Genomic DNA, 25,526 nt, shown 5'->3' on the forward strand with positions numbered 1-25,526 from the left:
GTCCGACCATCGCGCAGGGAAGGCCGTGTGTTGGGCTTCACCTGTATGCTGCTGTGCGGTTCTTCCTGCGTGTGCATTTTCGCGCAGCGGACCGCGGGTGCCGCCGGCACTCGGCCTTCCCTGCGCCCTCTTGGCTCGAGAGGGTAGAGCGACGAAGCAAAGCTCGGGCGGATTGCGCCGCGAGAACGCGACGGCGCGCCTGGCGCCCTTTGCTCCGCAATTGCGGGACCAGTTCGAGGGCAGACGCGCGCTGGATCAAACTTAGAATCTCTCCAAGAAACTCTCCGGACTCACTTCGCTGCGCACGCAATGCAACTCTGAAAGATATTGCTCATTACTCTTGCGGGAGGGTCAGGTGCGCGTCTCGCAGCGATTTCTTTCCGCTGCTCGATCTTTCGCAAGTCCTGCGTCGTCATCCCAGGCTGTGTGGCCGGGGCCTAACCGTACGCCTCACCCCTGGCTCGACACGCGCGCGGGGTCGAGATGCTGCTCGATCTTGGGGCGGTCACGCGTGCGCTCGAAACTGGTGCACAGCAACTCGGTCTCCTCGAGCGAGATCGGAGCGCGATAGAGCCGGCACATGAATTCGGCGGTGGCACGTCCCTTGACGGTCCCCGGGCCGCGCTCCGCGAGGAACATGCAATCCCGGCAGATGCTGGCATCGAGCCGCTGATGGGCCGCATCGAGGTGATTGAGGATCTCGCGGAGAGAGTCGCGCAGCCTGATGCACTCGTCGGTGCCGAGCGCCGTGACCGCGTTCACGACGTGGTTGATAGGGTCGTGCTGGCTCAGGCATTTCTCGCCCTGGGCGGTGACGTGGAGGACGACGGAACGTTTGTCTTCCTGCGAAGGCTTTCGCACCAGAAAGGACTTGCTCTCCAGAGTCTTCACGATCTGCGACGCAGTCGCCCGCGTCGCGCCGATGAAGCCGGCCAGCGCGGACGGAGTGCGCGAAAACCTGTTGGCGCGGCCGAGGAAGCGCAGCGCCATCCACTCCCGATCGCGCAATCCATGCTGATTGCCTTCGAAATACCAAGCCCTCGCCGCCTGAACCAGCAGCTCGACGGCTTCCCGCGCCAATGGCATGGATCTACCTCGTCCCCGGAGCTTCGTCGGCGGCGTCTCGAAGCCGCTTCGCGCCCTGAGGTTCCGACCAGCATGTCGTGTCGAACTCTCGCGCAAACGCACCGACCGCAACGCGCCGGATCTGGGCCGATCGGCGCCGCGTTGTCCGAAGCGAGAGGCTGTGGCGCCGATGGCATGCCAGCAGCATCGCCATCGCGGGGGAGCCCGGGTCGCCGTCGCCGGCAGACGGTGGATCGGAGTAGCTCAACCGAAGCCCCCAAAGTTCAAGTCACAAGCAGACGTTTCTTGTAATCCGCGGAAACGATGAATGAGCTTCTCAACAAAATCAAGTCAAGACGCTCGCGGAGACTGGATGTCGTCGCAGCCGAACGTAACGTTCAAGACAATCTCGCTCTCTCGGACACATGATGGTGAACGCACATTCTCTGCCCGGCGCGCGAGATGCGTCAGATCCACGACGGTTGGATTTCATTGGCATGTTGCTGTCCGCCGTTGACGCAAACTGATCGAAGCTTGTGCATGACGACGATGTGTGTCGGCACGTCATCCACAACTTGTGCGTTCTGCCCGGGAATCCTCAGGGGAACTCGCAAGGATTACTCGTGATGGTTGTCAGGGCCGTAGTCGCAGGATCGACCGCCCCGTCGCACCTGGGGCGCGTTCTCACCCGAACGGAGGATACGCCGACGAGGGAAATTGGTCGTAGATGTGCGCGCGCATGCACGGGAAGCGTAGCGACATGCGCAATCTCCTGTCGATAACCACGGGCTGGACGGGTGACAGGCTTGTGTTGCACGCCGTCCCACCTTTCCGACTAGTCGCCCTTGAGCATGTCCCGGAGCTCGCGGAACGGATCGGCGCTCGGCGGAGCCGAAGCGCCTTGGCGCATCGCGCTGTAGATTCTCGGAACCATCTCAACCGCCTGATCGAGGCTCGAATCACGTCCCGACTGGTATCCGCCCATCAGGCGGAGGTCGCGCGTGTCCTCGTATTTCGCGATCATGGCGCGCAGCTTGCTCACCAGTTCGCGCTCCTCGGGATCCCAGACGTTGTGGGCGAGGCGCGAGACCGAGGCCAGCACGTCCACGGCCGGATAGCGCGCCTGGTCGGCGATGTGCCTGGAGAGCACGATGTGCCCATCGAGTGTGCTGCGGATGGTGTCCGCGATCGGCTCGTTGTGATCGTCGCCGTCGACCAGCACGGAGAAGATCCCGGTGATCGTGCCGGATCCCTCCTCGCCGGGACCGGCGCGCTCCAGGAGGCGCGGCAGATCGGTGAAGACCGTCGGCGCGTAGCCGCGCGCGACCGCGGGCTCCCCGGCGGCGAGCGCGACCTCGCGAGCGGCATGGGCGAAGCGGGTGATCGAATCGACCATCAGCAGCACCGACTCGCCCCGGTCGCGGAAATATTCGGCGACCGCCATCGCGGTCTTCGGCGCCAGCCGCCGCATCATCGGGCTCTCGTCCCCCGTCGAGACGATCGTGACGGCGCGCTGACGGTCGGTGCCCAGCACGTCCTCGATGAACTCGCGCACCTCGCGGCCGCGCTCGCCGACCAGCGCCAGGACGACGGTGTCAAAACCCTGGCTGCGGGCGAGCATCGCCAGCAGCGTCGATTTGCCGACGCCGGAACCGGCGAAGATGCCGACGCGCTGGCCGGCGCAAATCGGCGCGAACAGGTCGATGACGCGTACGCCGGTGCGCAGCGGCTTGTGCACGCGAGCGCGCTTCATGGCCGACGGCGCCTCCGCTTCCGCCGAGACCGCCTGGGCTCCCTGGGTGAGGGGACCCTGTGCGTCCAGCGGCTCGCCGAGAGCGTTGATGACGCGGCCCTTCCAGCTCGGATCTGGCGCGAAGGACAGAGGCGGCATCCGGTAGGCGACCGAGCCGAGGCCGCCGGAAAATTGCCGGTCGAACGGCTTGGCAACGATGCCGTCGCTGTCGATCCGCACCACCTCGCCGATCTGGCGCTTGCCGGCCGAATTGACGCCGATGAGCTCGCCGAGCCTGACGAAGCGCGACAGGCCGGAGACGCGGAAATGCGTCGGCGCGATCTCGGAGATCGCGCCGCTGACGCTTGCCAGGGGAGTGCTCTGCTGGAGCTCCAGCAGCGCCCACTCGAGTTGCCGAAGAGCGTTCAAGGAAACCGTCCAACCTCAATCTCAATGCGCGCGAGGCGCAGTCTACTTGCCGGGTTCGCCGAGTGTCCGGATGGCGTTCTGGAGCGAGCTCTCGGTGCCCTCGATCATCGAATTGGTGCCGTCGAAGGCGCGAGAGGCCGAGATCAGCCGCGTCAGTTCGAGCATCGGATTGGCGCCGGAGCCCTCGACATAGCCCTGCTTGAAGCCGTCCCGGGAGAAATCGGCGATGGCGGTCGCGGGCCGGTCGGGCGTCACGCCGGAATTGCCGTAGCGTTCGAGATTGGCGTCGGCCGGAATGCTGAACAGGCCGATCGTGCCGATCTCGTTGTTGTCCTGGGTGATCGCGCCGCTGCGCGCGATCGAGATCGGTCCGCCGTTCGGGTCGAGCGTGATCTGCGCGCCGCCGGAATCGACGACGGGGAAGCCGCTCACGGTCTGGAGGTCGCCGTTGGGCGCGATCTGGAGGCGGCCGTCGCGCGTGTAGACGGTGCCGTTCGGACCGGCGAAGGCGATCCAGCCCTGTCCGACCACGGCGACGTCGAGGGGGTTGCCGCTCTCGGTGATGTTGCCCATCTCGCGCGAGATGATGTTGTCGCCGGGCGAGGAGAACGCGACCGGGGTCGGCCCCGCCTTGGACAGCACGGTCTCGAACTTCACCACGTCGGTGCGGAATGCCGCCGTGTTGACGTTGGCGACGTTGTTGGCGATCGTCTGGAGGCGCTTTTCGAGAGCGACCTGCGCCGACAATCCCACATAGAGGGCGGATTGCATGACTTACCTGTTGAACTTGATGTTCTGAAGCGTCGCGAGCATGTTGGTGTCCATGCTGATCGACGTCGACGCGCCGGCGATCAGGACCAGCGCGGGATTGGTCGAGGGGTCGTTCTGGGCCTGGGTCGCATCCCACATCGCCGCGAAACGCTGCACGAATTTGGTGACCTTGGCCGGGTCCTGGAAATCGGCGAGATCGATCTTGTCCGTGATCATCTTGGCCTGGGCGTCGATGTCGGACGAGCTGATCGTCGACGGCCAGCCCATTGCCGTCTGCACCACCTGCGTCAGCGCCTTGTCGGCGAGGATCTGGTAGGGGGTCGTGATCGTGGAAGCCTTGCGGGCGAAGTAGAGCGCCAACCGCAGGCCTTCGTTCTGGTCGCCGGCCTTCTCCTCCATCGTCTGGGTGACGTATTGGGTCGCCGTGCCGGTCGTGGCCGCGGTGGCCTGGGTTGCCTTGTCGCCGAGGGCGGCGAAGTCGAAGGCGGCGGCAAATTGCCGGTAGCGGGTGTCGGTCAGCTTGTTGGCGAAGGCGTCCTTGCTCGCAACACCCTCGGTCAGAACCTTGCGCATGAATGCCTTGGCATAGGTCATGTCGCTGAGGCCGTAAGCCTTCATCGCGTAGGAATAGAGACGATAGTCCTTCAGGAAATCGTCGATGGTCTTCACGTTGCCGATATGGCTGAGGAAATAGTCGGTTTCGCGGCTGACGTCCGGCTGCTTCGCGACCTGCGTCAGCGACTTGCCCATGTCCTTCGTCAGTCTGGTGTAATCCGCGATGGTGGATAGCATGACGCGCGCCCCTCTGGCCCCTGTTGCGGCTTCGTCTCAGGCTGCCGTGAATTGCTTGCGCGGGGCTGGCGAGACCGAAGCCAGCTTCGCGCAAGCGTCGCCGACTAGATACTTTCGACGGGATCGGCGATGGAGCGGCGCGTTGGGCAGTTTCGTGGGGATATTCATCACGGTAGCGGCGCTGCTCGGCGGCTTTGCCGCCATGGGCGGGCATCTGGCCGTGCTCATGCAGCCGTGGGAATTCGTCATCATCGTGGGCACCGCGGTCGGCACCTTCATCGTCGCCAATCCCTGGAAGACCGTCGTGGACACCGGCGTTGCCTGCATGCAGGCCATCACCGGGTCGGTACCGGGCCAGCGCTACTATCTCGACCTGCTCGGGGCGCTGCACGCGCTGATGCGTGAATTGCGGGGCAAGGGCCGCAACGAGGTGGAAGCGCATATCGACGATCCCTCTTCTTCCGAGATCTTCAAGGCGTTCCCCAGCGTGCTCGGCGACCCGTCGCTGCTCCAGTTCATCTGCGACTATATTCGCCTCATCATCATGGGCAACGCGCGCACGCACGAGATCGAAGCGCTGATGGACGAGGAAATCCACACCATCGTGAAGAGCAAGCTGACCCCCTACCATTCGCTGGTTACTGTCTCCGAAGCGCTGCCGGCACTCGGCATCGTCGCTGCGGTGCTCGGCGTCATCAAGGCGATGGGCGCGCTCGACCAGTCGCCGAAGCTGCTGGGCGGCTACATCGGCGCGGCCCTCGTCGGCACATTCGCCGGCATTTTCCTGTCCTACGGCATCATTTCGCCCTTCGCGCTGAAGATCAAGATGACGCGCGAGAAGAAATGCCGGCCATACATCATCGTCAAGCAGACGCTGTTGGCGTTCATGAACGGTGCCATGCCGCAGATCGCGGTCGAGCACGGCCGCAAGATGATCGCGAGTTCCGAACGGCCGTCGATCGATGTCGTCGAGAATGAGACCATCGCAGGTCCCAAGGCGGTCGTGACCGAGCCCGAACCCAAGGCGGCGCGCGCATGATGATGGAAGACACCGAGGTCGATCAGCGGAAGCAGCTGCCGAACTACCTGCTGGACGCCGCCGGCATATCGATCGATCGCATGCCGATGCTCAATGTGATCTTCGATCGCATGGCGGCATCGTGCACGGACAGCCTGCAGCCGATGGCCGGAACGCCCTGCTATTTCTCCGTCAACGGCATCAGCAACGACCGGGTCGGCGACATCATCAAGGACTACGAGGCCAACGCGGTCGCGGCGGTGCTCTATGCCGAGCAGTGGGATTCCCGCATCATCATCATGCTCGACCGCGACTTCGTGTTCACCATGGTCGAGGCGATGTTCGGCTCCGACGGGGCCGAGCCGCCGCTCGACGTCGAGCGCTCGTTCTCGAACATCGAGCTCCGCCTGGTCCAGGCGCTGTTCGAACGGTTCGCCAAGGCGCTGCAATCCGCCTTCGCCGGCACCTCCAACGTCACCTTTCGCGTGGAACGGGTCGAGACCGCGATGGCATCGCTGGCGATCGGGCGGAGCGGCAACATGTCGATCTGCGCGAACATCATGCTGCAGGCGCTCTACCGCGGCGGCCAGATGTTCCTCATCATTCCGCACTCCGCGCTCAATCCGCTCAGGCAGAAGCTCGCGCACGTCGTCGTCAGCGACGGCCGCGCCGCCGATCCGCGCTGGCGGGAGCAGATGGAGAGCGAGGTTCAGCGTACCGAGGTGACGCTGAGCGCGGTGCTGGACGAGAAGACGATATCCCTCGGCGACATCGTGAAGTTCCATGTCGGGCAGGTGCTCGAGCTCGAAGCCACGCCGCGCACGCTCGCTCGCCTCGAAAGCAACAACCAGGTGCTGTTCTGGTGCCAGATCGGCCAGCTCGATGGCTATTACGCCATGCAGGTGGCCGATCCCGTCGATCAGAAACGGGAGTTCGTCGATGATATCCTATCTCGTTGATGCCGTACTGCTGATTGCGCTCGCCTTCACCAGCATGCGGGTGACCCGGATGCACCGCGAGCTGGCACGGCTTCGCAGCTATCAGGGCGAATTCTCGACCGTCATGCACGAAACTGCGGGCGCCTTCGACACGGTCATCACCGCGGCGCACGATTCGACGGCAAGTCTCGGACGGCTCGCCAACGTGCTCAGCACGAAGATCGACCAGGCGCACGAGGCCATCGCGGCGCTCGATGCGCGGACCGGGTTCGCGCCCGCCGCGACCGCAGGCGGCGCCGACCTGAACAAGCACTGAAGCCGAAGCCGGCGGAACGAATACGATCGGAACGCCACGGCGCTCCGGGAGCGGAAATACCAAAAGGCGATACAAGATGGCGCAATCCTTCGACTATGAGTCTGCACATGAATCGGCAGAATCCGAGACGTCTCCGCTGGAGCGGCTGGCGGAGATTGCCCAGCGCACGGCCGAGGAAACCGGCAAGTTCGCCAATGTCGACGCGATCCTGCGCATTCCCGTCACCATGCAGGTGGTGCTCGGCTCGGCCACCATCCCGGTGGCAAACTTGATGAAGCTCGGACGCGGTGCGGTGGTTCCGCTCGATCACCGGGTCGGAGAGCCCGTCGACGTGGTCGTCAACGGCCGTATCGTCGCTCGCGGCGAGGTGGTCGTCGTCGAAGAGGACAATTCCCGCTTCGGCGTCTCGCTCACGGAGATCGTCGGACCGCTGGGGCAGGGTGATACCTGACCATGGCGGCACCGGTCGGCATCGCTCCCGTCAAGCAGCGAGGCGTTACCACGCTCGGCGGCACGGAAAAGGTCGCCGCGCTCCTGCTGGCGATGGGACGGCAGGCGGCCGCCAGCGTGCTGCAGCAGTTCGAGCCGCAGGAGATCCGCATCGTCACCAAGGCGGCGGCGGAACTGCGGCCGATCACCGCGCAGGAGCTGGAGGGCATCGTCGAGGAGTTCGCCCAGCAGTTCTCGATGGGCGCCAACATTCTCGGCACCCTCGGCGGCCTGGAAGCCGTGCTCGGCGATGTGCTTCCGGCCGACCAGGTCTCGCAGATCATGTCGGATCTGCTCGGCAATTCCAGCCGGTCGGTGTGGGACCGCGTCTCGTCAGTGTCCGAAAACTCGCTCGCGAGCTACCTGTCCAAGGAGCATCCGCAGACCGCGGCGCTGATCCTGTCCAAGGTCAAGCCGGCCTGCGCCGCCAAGGTCATGAGCCAGCTGCCCTCGAGCCTGCGTAACGAACTGATGCGGCGCGTCCTGAGCCTCAAGCCGATCGTCGATGACGCCATGCGCATCATCGAGAAGACGCTGCACGAGGATCTGACGCTGAACTTCGCCCGAAACCTCGGCGCGGATACCTATGCCCGGGTCGCGGACATCATCAACAAGATGGAACGCGGCCACATCGAGGACATGTTGAAGAGCCTGTCGGAGAAGCGGCCGAAGTCGGCCGAAGTGCTGAAGGAGCTGCTGTTCACCTTCGACGACGTCGTCAACCTGACGCCGAAGGCGCGCACCATGATCTTCGACCAGGTGCCGACCGATCGCATCGTCGTCGCGCTGAAGGGCACCGACAAGAATTTCCGCGAGCTGATCCTGTCCTCGGTCGCCTCTCGCGTGCGTCGCGTCGTCGAGCACGAGCTCGCCATCGGCGAGCCGTCGAACCAGCGCGACGTGCTGGAGGCGCGACGGGTGATCACCGACCTTGCGCTTGACCTGGCGGAGAAGGGCGAAATCGAGCTCAACCCCGAGCAGGAGGATGAGCTGGTCTTCCGCTGACCGCTGAACGGGCATGGCAGAAACATCCGATCAGGAGAGTAAGACAGAAGAGCCGACCGAGAAGAAAGTCCGTGATGCGCTCGAACAGGGCAAGATCCCGGTCTCTCGGGAGGCCTCCATTTTCGCCTCGATGGCCGCGCTCATGGTGATCCAGGCGTTCCTGATCGGCCAGGGCGTGCAGCAATTGACGCCGACGCTGAAGAGCCTCCTCGACGATCCCGAGGGCTTTCCGCTCAGCACCGGCGCGGACGCGCAGAACTTGCTCACGGTGGTCGGCCTCCAGGCGCTGCGGTTCCTGGTGCCGCTGGTTGTCATCCTGATGGTGTTCGGGCTCGCCGCTTCGCTGCTGCAAAACGCGCCGCGCGTGGTGCTCGAGCGCATCAAACCGGACCTGAATCGAATCTCTCCGGTCAGCGGCTGGAGCCGGCTGTTCGGGACGCAGGGCCTGATCGAGTTCGCCAAGTCGCTGTTCAAGCTCGGCGCGGTGACCGCCGTCGTCGCCTTCGTGCTGCGCTCGTCCGAAGCAAGGGCGTTCGAGGCGATGTACACCGATCCGGTCGCGCTGCCGGAGATGATTCTCAACATCGCGATGCGAATCGTCTCGGCGATCTGCATCGCGACCATCGTCCTGGTGGCGATCGATCTCGCCTGGGCGCGTTTCCACTGGCGGCGCGAGCTGCGCATGACCAAGCAGGAGATCAAGGACGAGCACAAGCAGGCGGAAGGCGATCCGCTGGTCAAGGCGCGCCTGCGTTCGCTGGCGCGCGACCGTTCGCGCCAGCGCATGATCGCTTCGGCCTCGCGCGCGACGCTGGTGATCGCCAACCCCACGCATTTCGCGATCGCGCTGCGCTACAAGCGCGAGGAAAACGCCGCGCCGCTCGTCGTGGCCAAGGGCATGGACGTGATCGCGCTGAAGATTCGCGAAGTCGCCGAGCAGAACCGAATCCCGGTGATCGAAAACAAGGCGCTGGCGCGCGCGCTGTACGAGGCGGTCCAGGTCGACCAGGTGATTCCGGCGGAGTTTTTCCGGCCCGTCGCCGAGATCATCTACTTCCTCCAGTCCAAGCAGGCGGCGCGGCCCGAGAAGGTTCAGTAGATTTCGGAGGACGGCGTCTGCCTCATCAGCCTGACGAAAGCTTGCCGCCCTAAGCTTCTCCCGAATGGATCAGAATGGGGCCGTCGTGGGACCGCTTTATCTCTTCGAACTCGCATCGTCGCAGGCGCGGTACCTCGAACTACGCCAGTCGACCATCGCGACCAACGTCGCCAACGTCAACACGCCGGGCTTTCGCGCGCGCGACGTCGAGCCGTTCAACAAGGTGCTCGACGGCATGCCGGTCAGGCTTGCGACGACGTCGCCGTCGCACATGCAATTGTCCGCGACCGAGACCGACACGCGGGCGACCGCGAAGAAGGACAGCTGGGAGGTGGTTCACTCCGGCAACTCCGTCAGCCTCGAGCAGGAAATGATCAAGGGCAGCGACGTCAATCGCGATTATTCGATGAACTCTGCAATCGTGCGGTCGTTCCACCGCATGGTTCTGTCGAGTGCAAAGGCTTGAGGTGAACTGATATGCTGGACTCCCTGCAGGCGTCATTGACGGTCGCAAGCTCCGGGCTCGAAGCGCAGTCGACACGCATGCGCATCGTCTCGGAAAATCTCGCCAACGCCACTTCGACGGGACGCGCCGCCGGCGCCGATCCGTATCAGCGCAAGACGATCACCTTCGACGCCGCGATGGATCGTGCTTCGGGCACGCAGCTCGCGAAGGTCAAGGAGATCGGGGTCGACACCACGCCGTACCGCGTGGAGTACGACCCCGGGCATCCCGCCGCCGACAAGGCCGGCTACGTCAAGCTGCCGAACGTCAACATGATGATCGAAATGGCCGACATGCGGGAAGTCAATCGGTCCTATGAAGCCAATCTCCAGGTCGTGAAGCAGGTGAGATCCATGCTCGGCATGACCATCGACCTTCTGAGGAGCTGACAATGCTTGAGGCGATTTCATCCACGGCGATCTCCGCTGGCCAGGCGGCGACCCGCGCGACCGAGACGCAGGTCGTCTCGCCCGCGGCGACCACGGCGACTCAGGCCAGCGACGACCTCGGATTCGAATCCGTGATGAAGCAGGTGACCACCGACGCGATCGGGACGCTGAAGGCCGGCGAGGCGGCGTCGATCTCGGCGATGCAGGGCAAGGAATCGACGCGCCGCGTCGTCGAAGCCCTGATGTCGGCCGAGCAGGCCCTGCAGACGGCAGTCGCGGTTCGCGACAAGGTCGTGCAGGCCTACCAGGAAGTCGTTCGGATGTCGATCTGATCTGAAGGGATGAGATAAGTGAAATCGCTCGCCATTGCGGCCACGGGCATGAACGCCCAGCAGACCAACATCGAAGTCATCGCGAACAACATCGCCAACATCAACTCGACCTCCTACAAGCGGGCGCGCGCGGAGTTCACCGATCTGTTCTACCAGATGGACCGCATGCAGGGTGTCGCGAACGTCAACGGCTCCTCGCCGATCCCTGAAGGCGCCAATCTCGGCCTCGGCGTCAAGTCGGCGGCGATCCGCAAGCTTCACATCCAGGGCGCGCTCACGCAGACCGGCAACCCCTACGACCTCGCGATCAACGGGCGCGGCTGGTTTCAGGTGCTCGGCCCGAACAACGAGGTGCAGTACACCCGCGCGGGCTCGTTCAACACCAATGCCAACGCCCAGCTCGTCACGATCGACGGCTACCTGCTGGATCCCGCGATCACCGTGCCGCAGGGAACGGTGGAGGTCACGGTCAACGCCACCGGCCAGGTGTTTGCCAAGCTCGATACGGAAGTGAACCCGCGGCAGATCGGCCAGCTCAACCTCGCCAACTTCGCCAACGAAGCCGGCCTCGAGCCCCTCGGAGGAAATCTCTATCGCGAGACCACCGCGTCCGGCACGCCGGTCGTCGGACTGCCCGGCGATGCAGGCTATGGCAAGATCAACCAGAAATATCTCGAAGCCTCGAACGTCGACCCGGTCAAGGAAATCACCGAGCTGATCTCGGCGCAGCGTGCCTACGAAATGAATGCCAAGGTCATCCAGGCCTCGGACGAAATGGCCCAGACGGTCTCGAAGGGCATGCGCTAGTTCCGGTGTCTCGATGTTGAAGAGGGTGGGCCTGATCATACGCGGGTTGGCCGCCGTGCTGCTGGTTCTCGGCGCGGCCCGGGTCGCTGCGGCCGAGGAGAAGCGGCTTCCCGTGCCGGCCGTCTCGATCCGGGCCGGCGAGCTGATCCGGGAGGAGATGATCACCGAACGCGCCTTCGCGCCGAGTCTGCTCGGCGTCGCCATGTTCATCGAGGGGCGTCAGGTGCTAGTCGGCCGCATGGCGCGGCGCGCGCTGTTCCCTGGCCAGCCCATTCCGACCAATGCGGTGGAAGATCCCTGGACCGTGGCCCGCGGCGCCATGGTCAAGGTCGTGGTGGAAGACAGCGGCCTCTCCATCGTCACTTACGGCTCGGCGATGCAGTCGGGTGCGGCTGGCGCACTGATCCCCGTGCGCAATACGGACACCGGGGTGATCATCAGGGGCGTCGTCCAGCCGGATGGCACCGTCAAGGTCGTGGACGGGTCATGACCAGACTCCTGCTTGCGCTTGCTCTGCTCATGTCGGTCGCCAGCGCCCAGGCCGCCGTCCGCATCAAGGACATCGCGGACATCAAGGGTCTGCGCGAGAACCAGATCGTCGGTTACGGCCTCGTCATTGGCCTGAACGGCACGGGCGACACGCTTCGCAACGCTCCGTTCACGGAACAATCCCTGCAATCGATGCTCGAGAACATGGGCATCAACGTCAGGAACGAGACCACGAGCACAAACAACCCCCCGCGTCCGACGACGCTGCGCACGCGCAACGTCGCGGCGGTGATGGTGACTGCGGATCTGTCGCCCTCGATCGGGCCCGGCGAGCGCATGGACGTCACCGTGTCGTCGCTCGGCGACGCGACCTCGCTGCTCGGCGGCACGCTGGTCATGACCTCGCTGCGCGCGGCAGACGGCGCCGTCTATGCGGTGGCGCAGGGCGCGATCACCGTCGCCGGCTACAGCGTCGGAGGCCAGGCACAGAACGTCAGCCAGGGCACGCCGACGGCTGGCCGCATCCCGAACGGTGCGCTGGTCGAGCGTGAGGTGCCGGGAAGTCTCCACGAGATGGAGTTCCTGGTGCTGCAGCTGAAGAACCCCGACTTCGTCACCGCAACGCGCATCCTCGACGCCATCAACCGCTACGCCGGCGGCCGCTACCGCGCGCAGATCGCCTTCGAGCGCGACTACCGCACCATCGTGTTGTCGAAGCCGCGCCATATCGGTCCTGTCCGCTTCCTCGCCGAAATCGGCGAATTGTCGGTCGAGCCGGATACGCCTGCGCGGGTCGTGATCAACGAGCGGACCGGCACGGTGGTGATCGGGCGCGACGTGCGGATATCGACGGTGGCCGTGACCCACGGCAATCTGACGGTCCGTGTCACGGAGATGCCCGTCGTCTCGCAGCCGGCGCCGTTCTCGCGAGGGCAGACGGTGGTCGTTCCGCAGACCGTGGTCGAAGCCAACGAGGCGGGGTCGCAGGTGGCGATCCTGAGCGGGGTCGATCTCCAGCGCCTGGTGCGCGGGCTGAACCAGATCGGCCTGAAGCCATCGGGGATCATCGCGATCCTCCAGGCGATCAAGTCGGCAGGCGCTCTCCAGGCCGATGTCGTCGTGCAATGATGCACAAGCGTCATGCAAGCTTGTGCGCTCAATGCTGAGGTCTCGACCGAGAATCGCACGCGGCCCGATGCTGAAGCTGGATCACAAAGCCAAACTCCTCCTGCTCGCCGTAGCCACAGCGCTCGCGAGCGCGTCGCCCGTGCTGGCGCTGGAGGAGGCCAAGCCGTCGAAGCCGCTCAATTTGCTCTCCTTCGCGCGCGCCCGCGCGCCTGGACCGCAGAGGCCGCCGGTTGCCTCGTTACCAGGCGGCGATGCCTCGATCCGGGCGACGGCTTGGGCGGCCGAAAATTCGGGACCCGCGATCACCGGCGCGATGCCGTCTTCCGAGACGCCGCCCCCTGCGCCGGCGCCCGCGCCGGCACGCCCGGCAAAGCCCGGCAGCGCCGCGCCTGCGAAACCAATGCCGACGCAAGCCGCGGCGGCTCCGGACAACGAAATCGCGCTGTTCTGCAGCAACGTCGCCGATTCCGCCGTCGACGCCAGGCTGGCGTGGCAGCTCAAGGAGCTGGAGAAGGCCGAGAGCCTGCTGCGTGAGCGGATCGCCGAAGTCGAGGCCAAGCGCGCCGAATACGAGAAATGGATGGCGCTGCGCGACGACTTCCTGAAGAAGGCCGAAGCGAGCGTGGTCGAGATCTATTCCCGCATGAAGCCCGACGCTGCGGCGACACAGATCGCCGGCATGGCCGACGAGACCGCCGCCGCCGTGCTCGCCAAGCTCAGCCCGAGGAGCTCGAGCGCAATCTTCAATGAAATGGACACGGCGCGCGCGGCACACCTCGCCGACCTGCTCGGCGGCATGCGTCGCGTGGATGACGGAAAGCCAAAATAGATGAACAAGCCGATCCTCGTCCTCTCGCTGCTGGCCGCTTCCGTGCTCCTGGCCGGATGCTTGCATGACCCGGCCGAAGTGCTGATCGGTCCGCAAATGTCGCCCGTCGGCAGCGGCCTGAGGATGCAGGCCGATCCGATCCCGGTGACGCCGCGCATGCGCACGCCTGTCAGCTATCGTTCGACCTGGGACGACGGCACCGATCTCTACCGCGATCCCCGCGCCCGGCGCACCGGTGACGTCGTGACGGTGATCATCTCGATGCAGGACAAGGCCAAGCTCGACAACAAGACCGGCCGCTCCCGCGATTCGCAGGTCAAGTTCGGGCTCGACTGGCTGATGGACGTCGCAGGCTGGAGCGATACGGGCCAGGCTAACGCCAACCTCAGCACAAATACGCAGATCAAGGGCAACGGCCAGATCGACCGCACCGAGGACATCAAGCTGTCGATCGCGGCCATCGTCACCGACGTGCTGCCGAACGGCAACATGATGATCAGCGGCTCGCAGGAATTTCGCGTCAACACGGAGATGCGCGTGCTCAACGTCGGCGGTATCGTGCGTCCGCGCGATATCTCCCGGACCAACACGATCTCCTACGAGAAGATCGCCGAGGCGCGCGTGTCCTATGGCGGGCGCGGAAATCTGTCGGACGTGCAACAGCCTGGATGGGGACACCGGATCTATGACGCCGTGGCACCATTCTGAAGTTCGTCCCGCCCGGGTCGCGTCACGACGGCAGGGAATGGCATGCGCCTGATTGCCGCCATCGTCGTGCTGACCCTGATCGCGATCGGCGCGGGCGCCCTTGCCGGTCTGCACCTGATTGCGACCGCCGAGCGCGTTGCCGATGCGAGGAAGAGCGCCACGCCGCCGCCGATCGCGTCGAGTTACGCCGGCAGCGCGCGGCTCCGGAAATTGTCTCCGATCGTGACCAATCTTGCCGCGCCTGCCAACAACTGGGCGCGCATCGAAGCCTCCATGGTGACTGACAGCATGAGCGACGAGGACGCCGGCATTCTGGCCGCCCACATCAGCGAGGACATCGTCACCTATCTGCGATCGGCGACGGTTGCGCAGTTCGAGGGATCGCGCGGGCTCCAGCATCTGCGTGACGACCTGACCGAGCGCGCCAACATCCGCTCGTCTGGCAAGGTCCGCGAATTGATCATCGAGACGCTGGTGATCCAGTGAGGGTGAGGGTCCTGCTGCTCGCGTTGGTTCTGGTCGCTCTGCCCGAAGCGGCGCTGGCCCAGATTCCGGACCTGAATTCCCTGCTGCCGCCCGGCAACGGCTCGACCAGCGGTCGGATCATCCAGCTGATGGCGCTGATCACGGTGCTGTCGGTGGCGCCGGGGCTGCTCATCATGGTGACGAGCTTCACGCGATTTGCGGTGGCGTTGTCGTTCCTGCGCGCCGGTCTCGGCCTGCAGACGACGCCTGCCAACCTGGTGCTGATCAGTCTCGCGCTGTTCATGACCTTCTACGTCATGGCGCCGACCTTCGACAGGGCCTGGGAGACCGGCGTCCAGCCGCTGATGAAGAACGAGATCTCGGAAGAGGAAGCCTATCTGAAGATCACCGATCCGTTCCGCGAGTTCATGCTGGCGCATGTGCGCGACAAGGATCTCCAGACCTTCGAAGCGCTCGCCGCGGAGAGCTTCCGAAAGAAGTTCGACGACAAGCGCATCGATCTGCGGGTCATCATTCCGGCCTTCATGATCTCCGAGCTCAGGCGCTCGTTCGAAATCGGATTCCTCATCATCCTGCCGTTCCTGGTGATCGACATGATCGTGGCGACGCTGACCATGTCGATGGGCATGATGATGATGCCGCCGACGATCCTGGCGTTGCCGTTCAAGATGCTGTTCTTCGTGCTGATCGATGGCTGGAACCTGCTGGCCTCCGGCCTGGTGCGCTCGTTCTCTTAACCGCCGAAATCGCTGACCGGCTGGATATGGTTAAGCGATACGCGCTGGTTATGGTTAGCGGCGAGTAATCTTAACCATATGATTTTACAGCTAAATTCAGGCGCGCCTTAATCCGGAAGCAAGATTCGGCGTGCTAGCAATGCGGCACGGCGGGTTGGACCCCACCCACATCAGTCCAAAGGCATGATGCCGCCCTTCCGTACCGGTGAAAGCCCGGTATGTCCCCTCGTGAAATGTAACGCGTACATAAAGGGACATTCGCAATGTCAAGCCTGCTTACGAACTCGACTGCCATGACCGCACTCCAGACCCTGCGGTCTGTGAGTTCGCAACTCTCCACCACGCAGAACCGGATCTCCACCGGTCAGCGCGTGGCCACCGCGTCGGACAACGCCGCCTACTGGTCGATCGCCACCTCGATGCGCGCCGACAACGCCGCGCTCTCCGCGGTCTCGGACTCGCTCGGTCTGTCGGCCGCGACCATCGACACCGAATACACCGCTCTGACCTCGGTGATCGGCGACAAGGACTCGGGTCTGACCAAGCTCCAGGCGCTGCTGGTCCAATCCAAGACCGCCGGTATCGACCGCACCAAGATCCAGGCGGACATCACCCAGATCCAGCAGGACATGAAGCTGAAGGCCAATTCGGCGACCTTCAACGGCATCAACTGGCTGAGCACCACGACCGGTACCACACCGACGAGCTTCAGCCTGGTGTCGTCCTACTCGCGCGTCGGCGGCACGCCCACCATCGGCTCGATCACGGTGACGACGGCCAACTACACGCTCTACTCGACCACGCAAACCGGCATTCTGGACACCGTGGCCGGCAGTGCGTCGGTCGACACGATCAACATCTCCGCGCTGACCGACTCGGCCGCCGACCAGACCACGCTCGATGGCTACATCTCGAAGGTCACCGCGGCGATCAACTCCGTGGCCTCGGCCGCTGCCGATCTCGGTGCCGTCAAGAACCGCATCTCGACCAACACGAACTTCGTGAAGTCGCTGATGGACTCGGTTGACCGCGGTGTCGGCCAGCTCGTCGACGCGGACATGAATGCGGAATCGACCCGCCTGGCTGCCTTGCAGGTGCAGCAGCAGCTCGGCGTGCAGGCACTCTCGATCGCCAACAACAGCAGCCAGAGCATCCTGTCGCTGTTCCGCTAGGACCAGATCATCGGAGGAAGGGCCGCGCTTCAAGCGAAGCGCGGCCCTTTCGTTTGGCGTGTCGCGGCGCGTACGCCGTCATTTCGGCTGCCTGTTGCGCGCGGAGCACAGAGCCACAAGCCTCGCACAAGCTTCGCCCGCTAACCTCGCCGTTACGACAGATTGGGCCTTGAACCTGCGCTTGCGGGAGCCCAAAGGCATGACGCCGTTCTGTCGTACCGGTGCAAGCCCGGTATGTCCCCTCAGCACGATTCAATCTCCAAAGGGACATCAAAATGGGTTCTAGTCTCCTCACCAACTCCTCCGCCATGACCGCGCTCCAGACCCTGCGGTCTGTCAGCGCCCAACTCGCTACCACGCAGAACCGGATCTCCACCGGCCAGCGCGTCGCCACCGCGTCGGACAACGCCGCCTACTGGTCGATCGCCACCTCGATGCGCTCCGACAACGCCGCGCTCTCCGCGGTGTCCGACTCGCTCGGGCTGTCGGCCGCGACCGTGGACACCGAATATACTGCTCTGACGTCGGTGATCGGCGACAAGGACTCGGGTCTGACCAAGCTCCAGGCGCTGCTGGTCGAAGCCAAGACCGCGGGTATCGACCGCACCAAGATCCAGGCGGACATCACCCAGATCCAGCAGGACATGAAGCTGAAGGCCAACTCGGCCACCTTCAACGGCATCAACTGGCTGAGCACCACAACGGGTACCACCCCGACGAGCTTCAACCTCGTTTCGTCCTACTCGCGCGTCGGCGGCACCCCGACAATCGGTTCGATCACCATCACGACCGCCAACTACACGCTCTACTCCACCACGCAGACCGGCATTCTGGACACCGTGGCCGCCAGCGCCTCGGTCGACACGATCAACATCTCTGCGTTGACCGACTCGGCGGCCGACCAGACCACGCTCGATGGCTATATCTCTAAGGTCACCGCTGCGATCAACTCGGTGGCCTCGGCCGCTGCCGATCTCGGCGCGGTCAAGAACCGCATCTCGACCAACTCGGAGTTCGTCAAGACCCTGATGGACTCGGTTGACCGCGGTGTCGGCCAGCTCGTCGACGCCGACATGAACGCGGAATCGACCCGCCTCCAGGCGCTGCAGACTCAGCAGCAGCTCGGCGTTCAGGCGCTCTCGATCGCCAACCAGAACAGCCAGAGCATCCTGTCGCTGTTCCGCAGCTAAGCGACGCTCCCGAAAACGACCGTGCTCCCTCAGGGAGCACGGTCCCCGCCACGTTTCGCGGACGTGACGGCACGGGACGTGCCGGCAATCGACCTTCCGGCCCCAGACTTCGTGCAACTCGCCGCAGCCGATCGCGCTGCCACGCGCCCGAGCGTGCGCTTGTAGCTGCTGAGCCGACTGGGCCCGCCCGAGCTTCATGTAAAATTGCAACGCCTCGCCAGCGAAACGACACATTGGTAGCCTCGCACAACCTTCAGACAAGGTTGAAGGCTGAGTGTCCTCTGCGTTCGCATTGGTACGAGGTCACATGCTCAGTCGTGCGCAGGTACAGCAGCTGCTCAATAATCTGCTGGAGCTTGGGCCGCGTCGCCTGATGGCCCTGGGACTGATCGGCTTTGCGGTTCTCGTCACGGTCGTCGGCGGCGCCTATTACCTCAGCCGGCCCGAGTTCGAAGCGCTCTACACCGGCCTCACCCGAGAAGACGTGACGCGCATCGGTGCGGCGCTGCGCGAGCAGAACATCGCGTTCGACGTCAATTCGGCAGGCGATGCGGTCTCGGTGCGCCCGAGCCAGACCATGCAGGCGCGGATGCTGCTCGCCGAGAAGGGGCTGCCGACCAGCGCCAATTCCGGTTACGAGCTGTTCGACAAGATCGGCTCGCTCGGCCTGACCTCGTTCATGCAGGAGGTCACCAAGCTGCGGGCCCTGGAAGGCGAGATTGCCCGCACAGTCCAGCTGATGAAAGGCGTGAAGGCGGCGCGGGTGCATATCGTGCTGCCGGTGCGCGGCTCGTTCCGCGCGACGCAGCAGCCGCCTTCGGCATCGGTCGTGCTGCGCACCGACGGCGCGATCGAGGCACGAACGGCGCAGTCGATTCGTCATCTCGTCGCCGCTGCCATCCCCGGCATGAGCCGCGACAAGGTGACGGTGCTGGATGCCGACGGCTCGATGCTGCTCGCCGAAGAGGACGAGGCGAGCGCTGCGCCGGCCAAGATGGCGAGCCTGCAGAAGACGGTCAGCGGCATGGTGCAGGAGAACATCCGCAAGGCGCTGACGCCGTATCTGGGCATCGACAATTTCGAGGTGAGCGTTGCGCCGCAGCTGTCCACCGACAAGCGGCAGATCAACGAGACCGTCTACGATCCGGAGAACCGCGCCGAGCGCTCGGTGCGGAACGTGCGCGAGAAGGAGTCCTCGCAGAACGCCGACCGCTCGACGCCGACCACGGTGCAGCAGAATCTTCCCGACCAGCAGGTGAATGCCGGTGGAGGCAAGAACTCCAGCGAGGACAAGACCCGCCGCGAGGACGTCACCAACTTCGAGGTTTCGTCCAAGACCACGACGACAGTGAGCGACGGCTATTCGGTCAAGAAGTTGTTCATCGCCGTGCTGGTCAACCGCGCGCGACTGGTCGCCGAGCTCGGCGACAAGAGCAACCAGGCTATCGTCGACAGCAAGCTCGCCGAGATCAGTCAGCTCGCGGCGACGGCGGGAGGACTGGACAAGGCGCGCGGCGATCAGATCCAGGTCACGGCCGTCGACTTCATCGAGGGCTCGCGTGAGCTGGCACCGGTGCCGCCGATCAGCTTCGTCGAGATGATCAACAAGCAGCTCGGCAGCGTCATCAACGCGGTGACGATCCTGGCCGTTGCTTCGATGCTGGTCTGGTTCGGGCTTCGGCCCGCGGTCAACGGCATTCTGACCCATCGCGCGGAGCAGGAGCAGGCAGAAGCGGCCGAGGCCGCCCAGCTCGAAGCTGCGGGGACCCTGGCACTGTCGGATGGCGAGGAGGCCGAGCTCAACCTCGTCGAAGACCTCGAAGGCAAGATGCAGCGAACGCCGCAGAAGCGGCTGGAGCAGATCGTCCGGCTCGACCAGATGCAGGCGGCGGCGATCCTTAAGGACTGGATGCGACGCGAGGAGGCGGCATGAACGCGGCAATCGGAAAGCTCCTGACGCAGTTCGACGCGAATGGCCGGGCCAAGTCGCCGCCGTCTCCACCGCCGAAAATCCAGGACGTGCTGACGAGACCCAAGGATGCGCGGCGCGAGCCGTCGCCTCAACCGCCGCCTCAAGCGCCCACGCAGCCGCAGCTTCAGGCGCCGACGCCTGCCACGGAAGCTCCGCAGTTCAATCTCCTTGACGATGCCTATCGGCGAGGCCATGCGGCCGGCGTCGCGGAAGGCGACGCAAGGCTGGCCGAGGAGCGCGTCCGCAGCGCGATCCGGCTCGGCGAGGAGCGGGCCAAATGGTCCGACCAGCAGGCACTCGCGATCGTCAGCGGCTTCGAGGCGGCCTGTCGCGAGATCGAGACCAACATCGCAAGCTCCGTTGCGCGGATATTGCTCCCGTTCCTTGCTGAGGCGGTGCGCGACAAGGCGATCGGATCGCTGGTCGAGCAGATCTCGGCGCTGACCGGCAATTCGTCCGTTCCGGCCTTCAAGGTCACCGGCCCGAGCGAGTTGCTCGACCTCGTGAAGACGCAGCTCGAGGCTTCGAGGCGAACGGGCATCACGTACGAGTCGGCCGACACCTTCGAGGTCCGCGTCGTGGCCGACCAGACCGTGATCGAGACCCGGATCGCCGCCTGGAGTGAACGCCTCAAGGAAGCGCGCCGGTAATCTGCCATGGAAGAGGTCAAGCATGAGATCGTGATCATCCGCCGGCGCAGCGCCTTCGCCGAGGAGGCGCATCATGGCGGCGTCTGGAAGATCGCGTACGCGGATTTCATGACCGCGATGATGGCGTTCTTCCTGGTCATGTGGCTGCTCAACGCGCTCAACCAGGACCAGAAGCAGGTTGTCGCGAGCTATTTCAACCCGATCAAGCTCGCGGAGAACGCGCCTGCCCCGAAAGGCCTCAAGGATCTCTCCAAGAAGGAGCCGTCGTCGTTCGAAGGCCAGGATGGCAAGCGCCAGCCGGCAGGGCCGAACGAGGAACGTCGTGGTGACTCTCCGACCGCCGAGAAGCGGGCCTCCTACGAGGAGAAGGTCCTGTTCCGCGATCCCTATGCGACGCTCGCCGAGATCGCAAACAGTGCGAACCAGTCCTCGGGACAGCGGCGTGTGGGCGCGCTCACCTCCGCCGAAGAGGAGGGCCTGAAGGGTGGCGATGCCTACCGCGATCCCTTCGATCCCGGCTATTGGAGGCTGGCGCCGCAGACGTCCAAGGACGCGGATCGTTTCATCGAGAGCGAACCCAAGCCGAATGCCTCCGCCCGCGATGCGTCGGGAGCCGCTCAGAGTGAGCCGCAGGCGCGCCGTGCCAAGGTGGACGAGGCCGACGGAAGCGTGGCGCCGAACGCAGAGAGCTCGTCCGCAAGCCTGTCGCCCCTGCTGCCGCCGGGTCCCGCACCGACGCAATCCTCACGCGAGGGCAGCGCCCAGGCTGGCGTTCAGGCCAGCGCCACCCCGCAGGCGCGTCCAAACGAAACGGCGAAGGAGTCCGAACCGCGCGATGCGGCGCAAGCGCAGCAACCGACGTTGAAGCAGCTTCAGTCGGCGATCGCGGATGCGCTGTCGGACATCAAGGCGGGCGCGGGGCCGGCCGCCGAGGTGCGTCAGGTCGAAGAGGGGCTCCTGGTCAGTCTGACCGACGATGCGAGCTTCGGCATGTTCGCGGTCGGCTCGGCCGAGCCGCGGCCGGAGTTGATCCGTGTGATCGACAAGATCGGGCCGCTGCTGACCAAGCGCCAGGGCGTGATCATCGTCCGCGGCCATACCGACAATCGGCCCTATCGTTCGGAAACCTACGACAACTGGCGGCTGTCGACCGCTCGTGCCCAGATGGCCTATTACATGCTGGTTCGCTCCGGCGTCGACGCCCGGCGGATCGAACATGTCGAGGGCTACGCCGACCGGCGACCGAAGCTTCCGAACGATCCGGCGGCCGCGCAGAACCGCCGGATCGAGATCCTGATCCGGGAGAAGCGCCCTTGATCAGGCTGCTGCGCCGCGCCGCCTTGCTGCTGCTGCCGTTCGCGGCGGCGAATGCGCTTGCTCAGCCTGCGCCTCGGCCCGGCGAACCCTATGAGCTCGTCCGTGCGTTACAGGCTGTGCAGGACGGCATCGCTAACGGCGACACCGCCGCGCACGGCAGCCACATCGCGATGATCCGGCAGATCGGCGAGAAATTCCTCGCGGCCGATCCCGCCGTGTGGAGCAATCCGCAAAACAGCCAGGCCGTGGTCATCTACCTGCTCAGCGGCGGCGCGCCGCAAATCGTCCGCAAGCTGCCGCGCGACAAGATGAACGTGGACGAGCGGCTGTTCAACGGCGCGCTCGCCTATGTCGAGGGTCGACAGGACGAAGCGCGGGAGCTGCTCAAGGAGGTCAAGCCGCGGACGCTTTCCTCGGGGCTGGGCGGACAGGTCGCGTTGGTTCAGGGCGCGTTGTTCGCGCGCGCCGAAGCATCGTTCGCGATCGAGCGTCTGGACGATGCGCGCCTGCTGTTGCCCGGCACGCTCGTCGAGGAGGCGGCGTTGCGGCGCGAGATCCTGCTGGTGGGGCAGGCGGAGGACTTCGAGAAGTTCGAGTTCCTCGCGCTCGCCTATATCCGCCACTACCGCAACTCGATCTATGCCGGCGATTTCTGGCAGCGCTTTTCCACGGGGCTGACGCAATCGAGCATGGCGCTCGACGAGCGTCGTTTTGCGCGGGTCGCAGCTCTGCTGGAGCAGATCGATCGCGCCGGCCGCCTCAAGCTGTATCTCGTGATCGCGCGGGATGCGATGGTGCGCGGACGGCTGGCCGTGACCCGGCTCGCCAGCGAGCGGGCGCTGACGCTCAGCGCCGACGCCTCGGCTGATCGCGAGCGGGCCCATTTTTTCCGCGGCGCCTCGCGGGCGCTCACCGACGAATATGACGGCGGTCTCGCCGAGCTGAAGGCGCTCGACCGGTCGAAGCTGCCGGAGCGCGACGTCCCCCTTTTGAATGCCACGATGCAGCTCGCGCTCGACGTCCGCAAGCCGTTCGCAGGCGGGTCCGCCGCCGCAGCCGACAAGCCTCCGGCAACGCCGGCGCGACTCGATCTGGCGTCATCAACCGTGACGCTTGCCCGCGCGCAGAAGCAGCTCGGCGAACTCGAACTCCTTACCAGGGACCGCCGTCGATGACCAAGCTCAACGGAACCTCCGGACAGCTCTTCTCGGGTCTCGCCGAGAGCCTCAACATCCGCGGGACGTCGCGTTCGGCCAAGAGCGCGGGGACCAAATCGCAGGCAAATTCGTCGTTCAACGATCTGCTCCGCACCGTCTCGAACCTTGCGAAGCAGGCACTGAGCGATGATGGCAGCGATACGACCGCGAAGACCGGAGCGCCGCGCACGCATCTGGCCGGCCCGACCGAGAAGGACAAGAAGGGCGCGACGGCGCACGACCGCATCGCGGCGACCGCGCATCCAAAGTCCAAAGAGGAGCCTTCCGACACCAGGACCGACGGGTCGTCGGAGAATCAGCGTCCGATCGATCACGCCGCGGGGACAGACGTCCACGACCAGTCCGGCATCACCTTGGTAGCCGGGCAGGAGATCGCCGTTGCGCCTGCCGTGACGCCGCAGATGCAATTGCAATCCGCCGACAAGGACGCGCCCGCGCGTGACGAGCGGCTCTTCACGGCGAAGCGCGAGGCTCCGGGCGCGAGCGCGGCGAAGGCGGCGTCGGTCGACGCCGCCCCATCCGGTATCGCTCCGACTGCCGCGCGCTCGGAGGCCGCAGCTTCGCAAGGCATGACTGCGGCGCAGCCGGCGCCGACGCAAGGCGCGGAGACTTCGAGCGCAATGCCTGCATCACCCGGCTTCGAGGCGGTCACGGCCAATGTCGAGCGGGCTGCCAAGGCGTCAGCTCGCGCCGCGCTGCCCGAGACGACCAAGGTCACCGTGGTCCAGCAGGAGACGCACCTGCCTCCGGCGCAGTTCGGCCCGCCGCAACAGGTCGCCAATGCAGTCGTCGCCGAGCTGAAGGAGTCCTCGGCGCCGGCAGCATCCGCAGCGTCCGATCTCGCGGCGTCCCAGACCAATGCGCCGGATCAGCCTCTCAAGATCCTGACCGTCAATCTCGAGCCACCCGCGCTCGGCAACGTCACCGTACGTCTTCGTCTCGTCGGCACCGAAGTGTCCGTGCAGCTTGCAGCCGAGCGCAAGGACACGAGCCAAATGCTCGACCAGCAGCGCGACCAGATCCGCGATCTGATGCAGTCGGCCGGGTATGTCGCCGACGTCGCGCCGGTCCAGCACGGCTCGCTGGACGGATTCCAGAGCGGATCCGGCCAATCGCAGCCGCAGCTTTCCGGCCAGCAGCAATCGTCGCCGCAGTCGCAAGGCACGTCCGGCGGTGCGGGCACGTCCTCGGGGCAGTCCGACGGCGGCGCGAAGCAGGGGCGCCAGGAGCGCCAGTTCAACCAGGAGACGCGTCATGATCAGGACGTGGGGCCGCATCATCGCCGCGGCCCTGTTTATCTCTAATGCGAGTGTCGCCGAGGCGGCCGCCGAAACTGCGCGGCCCTGCGAGCGGGAAATGGCGCGGGCGGCCCATCAGCACGGGATTCCGCTCGGCATTCTCTACGCGGTCGGCCTCACCGAGACCGGACGGCGCGGTGCACTCCATCCCTACGCGCTCGGCGCGGATGGTCAGACCGTGTTCGCCAAGGACGTGAACGATGCAATCGCGAACTTCGAGGCGATGCGCAGCAAAGGCATCAAGCTGATCGACCTCGGCTGCATGCAGATCAATCACTACTATCACGGCGAGAAGTTCGCCTCGGTGCGGGCGATGTTCGATCCTGCCAGGAACGTCGAATACGCCGCGCGTTTCCTGAAAGAGCTGAAACAGCGCGAAGGAAGCTGGACCATGGCGGTCGCCCGTTACAACGCAGGCCCCAACAATCAGCCGGCGCAGAAGCGATACGTCTGTCACATCGTCGCTCATCTCGTCTCGAGCGGCTTCGGCGCGTGGACCGAAAAGGCGCGCTCCTTCTGTCAACCCAGAACGACCTGAAGCGGCAAACCGAAGCGACAACCGACGGACCACGACAAGTTGTGCATCGCTTCCAATCATCAGCCCCGCGCAAGCAAGACCCCCCATTGTAGCTGCAACCTACCAAAG

Annotated in this window: 28 protein-coding genes; 24 read left to right on the forward strand and 4 right to left on the reverse strand. The window is 65.0% G+C overall.

The features are described 5' to 3' along the window. Positions 1-450: 450 nt before the first annotated feature. From AX729_RS04540 to AX729_RS04555, 4 genes are all read right to left on the reverse strand, one after another. The gene (locus AX729_RS04540) at positions 451-1,086 is read right to left on the reverse strand and encodes a MarR family winged helix-turn-helix transcriptional regulator (RefSeq protein WP_061020713.1); all 636 of its coding nucleotides are present in this window, start codon (positions 1,084-1,086) and stop codon (positions 451-453) included. Between the two features lie 814 nt (positions 1,087-1,900). Further along, the gene (gene fliI, locus AX729_RS04545) at positions 1,901-3,226 is read right to left on the reverse strand and encodes a flagellar protein export ATPase FliI (RefSeq protein WP_061020714.1); all 1,326 of its coding nucleotides are present in this window, start codon (positions 3,224-3,226) and stop codon (positions 1,901-1,903) included. A gap of 42 nt (positions 3,227-3,268) precedes the next feature. Beyond that, complete coding sequence (flgF, locus tag AX729_RS04550; RefSeq protein WP_061020715.1) at positions 3,269-3,997, reverse strand: flagellar basal-body rod protein FlgF; 729 nt, start codon at positions 3,995-3,997, stop codon at positions 3,269-3,271. Between the two features lie 3 nt (positions 3,998-4,000). Beyond that, positions 4,001-4,789 (reverse strand): DUF1217 domain-containing protein, encoded by a 789-nt coding sequence (locus AX729_RS04555; RefSeq protein ID WP_061020716.1) that lies wholly within the window; start codon positions 4,787-4,789, stop codon positions 4,001-4,003. Positions 4,790-4,931: 142 nt separating this feature from the next. Between AX729_RS04555 and motA the strand changes: the two genes are divergently transcribed. The 24 genes from motA to AX729_RS04675 all read left to right on the forward strand — a co-directional run bounded on the left by motA (position 4,932) and on the right by AX729_RS04675 (position 25,418). Next, entirely contained in the window at positions 4,932-5,828 is an 897-nt protein-coding gene (gene motA, locus AX729_RS04560) for a flagellar motor stator protein MotA (RefSeq protein WP_061020717.1), read from the forward strand. Beyond that, positions 5,825-6,766 (forward strand): flagellar motor switch protein FliM, encoded by a 942-nt coding sequence (locus tag AX729_RS04565; protein WP_061020718.1) that lies wholly within the window; start codon positions 5,825-5,827, stop codon positions 6,764-6,766. The genes motA and AX729_RS04565 overlap by 4 nt, the downstream gene beginning before the upstream one ends. Continuing rightward, positions 6,747-7,061, forward strand: a complete 315-nt coding sequence (locus AX729_RS04570; protein ID WP_061020719.1) for a hypothetical protein — start codon at positions 6,747-6,749, stop codon at positions 7,059-7,061. Before AX729_RS04565 ends, AX729_RS04570 begins: the two co-directional genes overlap by 20 nt. 76 nt (positions 7,062-7,137) lie before the next feature. After that, positions 7,138-7,512: a flagellar motor switch protein FliN gene (gene fliN / locus AX729_RS04575; protein WP_061020720.1), complete on the forward strand. Its 375-nt coding sequence runs from the start codon at positions 7,138-7,140 to the stop codon at positions 7,510-7,512. A gap of 2 nt (positions 7,513-7,514) precedes the next feature. Continuing rightward, the gene (locus AX729_RS04580) at positions 7,515-8,555 is read left to right on the forward strand and encodes a flagellar motor switch protein FliG (RefSeq protein WP_061020721.1); all 1,041 of its coding nucleotides are present in this window, start codon (positions 7,515-7,517) and stop codon (positions 8,553-8,555) included. A 13-nt stretch (positions 8,556-8,568) separates the two neighbouring features. After that, positions 8,569-9,654, forward strand: a complete 1,086-nt coding sequence (flhB, locus tag AX729_RS04585; protein WP_061020722.1) for a flagellar biosynthesis protein FlhB — start codon at positions 8,569-8,571, stop codon at positions 9,652-9,654. Positions 9,655-9,718: 64 nt separating this feature from the next. Next, positions 9,719-10,120 (forward strand): flagellar basal body rod protein FlgB, encoded by a 402-nt coding sequence (gene flgB / locus AX729_RS04590; RefSeq protein ID WP_061020723.1) that lies wholly within the window; start codon positions 9,719-9,721, stop codon positions 10,118-10,120. Positions 10,121-10,131: 11 nt separating this feature from the next. Then, positions 10,132-10,548, forward strand: coding sequence for a flagellar basal body rod protein FlgC (flgC, locus tag AX729_RS04595; protein WP_061020724.1), 417 nt, complete (start codon positions 10,132-10,134; stop codon positions 10,546-10,548). 2 nt (positions 10,549-10,550) lie between these two features. After that, positions 10,551-10,880 carry a flagellar hook-basal body complex protein FliE gene (gene fliE / locus AX729_RS04600; protein WP_061020725.1) on the forward strand — a complete coding sequence of 110 codons (330 nt, stop codon included), beginning with the start codon at positions 10,551-10,553 and terminating at the stop codon, positions 10,878-10,880. A gap of 18 nt (positions 10,881-10,898) precedes the next feature. Beyond that, positions 10,899-11,687, forward strand: a complete 789-nt coding sequence (gene flgG, locus AX729_RS04605; RefSeq protein ID WP_061020726.1) for a flagellar basal-body rod protein FlgG — start codon at positions 10,899-10,901, stop codon at positions 11,685-11,687. A 13-nt stretch (positions 11,688-11,700) separates the two neighbouring features. Continuing rightward, positions 11,701-12,177, forward strand: coding sequence for a flagellar basal body P-ring formation chaperone FlgA (flgA, locus tag AX729_RS04610; protein ID WP_082770333.1), 477 nt, complete (start codon positions 11,701-11,703; stop codon positions 12,175-12,177). Next, positions 12,174-13,304, forward strand: coding sequence for a flagellar basal body P-ring protein FlgI (flgI, locus tag AX729_RS04615; protein ID WP_061020727.1), 1,131 nt, complete (start codon positions 12,174-12,176; stop codon positions 13,302-13,304). The genes flgA and flgI overlap by 4 nt, the downstream gene beginning before the upstream one ends. 67 nt (positions 13,305-13,371) lie before the next feature. Further along, entirely contained in the window at positions 13,372-14,133 is a 762-nt protein-coding gene (locus AX729_RS04620) for a MotE family protein (RefSeq protein WP_061020728.1), read from the forward strand. Then, positions 14,134-14,841: a flagellar basal body L-ring protein FlgH gene (gene flgH / locus AX729_RS04625; protein ID WP_061020729.1), complete on the forward strand. Its 708-nt coding sequence runs from the start codon at positions 14,134-14,136 to the stop codon at positions 14,839-14,841. Positions 14,842-14,883: 42 nt separating this feature from the next. Further along, on the forward strand, positions 14,884-15,327 hold the full coding sequence (locus AX729_RS04630; RefSeq protein WP_061020730.1) for a flagellar basal body-associated FliL family protein: 444 nt from the start codon (positions 14,884-14,886) through the stop codon (positions 15,325-15,327). Next, positions 15,324-16,064 carry a flagellar type III secretion system pore protein FliP gene (gene fliP, locus AX729_RS04635; RefSeq protein ID WP_061020731.1) on the forward strand — a complete coding sequence of 247 codons (741 nt, stop codon included), beginning with the start codon at positions 15,324-15,326 and terminating at the stop codon, positions 16,062-16,064. The genes AX729_RS04630 and fliP overlap by 4 nt, the downstream gene beginning before the upstream one ends. Before the next feature lie 263 nt (positions 16,065-16,327). Next, on the forward strand, positions 16,328-17,236 hold the full coding sequence (locus AX729_RS04640) for a flagellin N-terminal helical domain-containing protein (RefSeq protein ID WP_061020732.1): 909 nt from the start codon (positions 16,328-16,330) through the stop codon (positions 17,234-17,236). Between the two features lie 275 nt (positions 17,237-17,511). Continuing rightward, positions 17,512-18,426, forward strand: coding sequence for a flagellin N-terminal helical domain-containing protein (locus tag AX729_RS04645; protein WP_061020733.1), 915 nt, complete (start codon positions 17,512-17,514; stop codon positions 18,424-18,426). 307 nt (positions 18,427-18,733) lie between these two features. Continuing rightward, positions 18,734-20,359 carry a flagellar basal-body MS-ring/collar protein FliF gene (fliF, locus tag AX729_RS04650; RefSeq protein WP_061020734.1) on the forward strand — a complete coding sequence of 542 codons (1,626 nt, stop codon included), beginning with the start codon at positions 18,734-18,736 and terminating at the stop codon, positions 20,357-20,359. Next, a complete protein-coding gene (locus AX729_RS04655; RefSeq protein ID WP_061020735.1) occupies positions 20,356-21,048 on the forward strand; it encodes a hypothetical protein in 693 nt (230 codons plus the stop codon). The genes fliF and AX729_RS04655 overlap by 4 nt, the downstream gene beginning before the upstream one ends. Positions 21,049-21,054: 6 nt before the next feature. Continuing rightward, the gene (locus AX729_RS04660; protein WP_061020736.1) at positions 21,055-22,365 is read left to right on the forward strand and encodes a MotB family protein; all 1,311 of its coding nucleotides are present in this window, start codon (positions 21,055-21,057) and stop codon (positions 22,363-22,365) included. Next, positions 22,362-23,540 carry a chemotaxis protein gene (locus AX729_RS04665; RefSeq protein ID WP_061020737.1) on the forward strand — a complete coding sequence of 393 codons (1,179 nt, stop codon included), beginning with the start codon at positions 22,362-22,364 and terminating at the stop codon, positions 23,538-23,540. Before AX729_RS04660 ends, AX729_RS04665 begins: the two co-directional genes overlap by 4 nt. Then, positions 23,537-24,886 (forward strand): flagellar hook-length control protein FliK, encoded by a 1,350-nt coding sequence (fliK, locus tag AX729_RS04670; RefSeq protein WP_061020738.1) that lies wholly within the window; start codon positions 23,537-23,539, stop codon positions 24,884-24,886. Before AX729_RS04665 ends, fliK begins: the two co-directional genes overlap by 4 nt. Continuing rightward, positions 24,837-25,418 (forward strand): transglycosylase SLT domain-containing protein, encoded by a 582-nt coding sequence (locus AX729_RS04675; RefSeq protein WP_061020739.1) that lies wholly within the window; start codon positions 24,837-24,839, stop codon positions 25,416-25,418. The genes fliK and AX729_RS04675 overlap by 50 nt, the downstream gene beginning before the upstream one ends. Positions 25,419-25,526: the final 108 nt, after the last annotated feature.

This window comes from Bradyrhizobium sp. CCH5-F6, assembly GCF_001556045.1.
Taxonomy (GTDB): domain Bacteria; phylum Pseudomonadota; class Alphaproteobacteria; order Rhizobiales; family Xanthobacteraceae; genus Bradyrhizobium.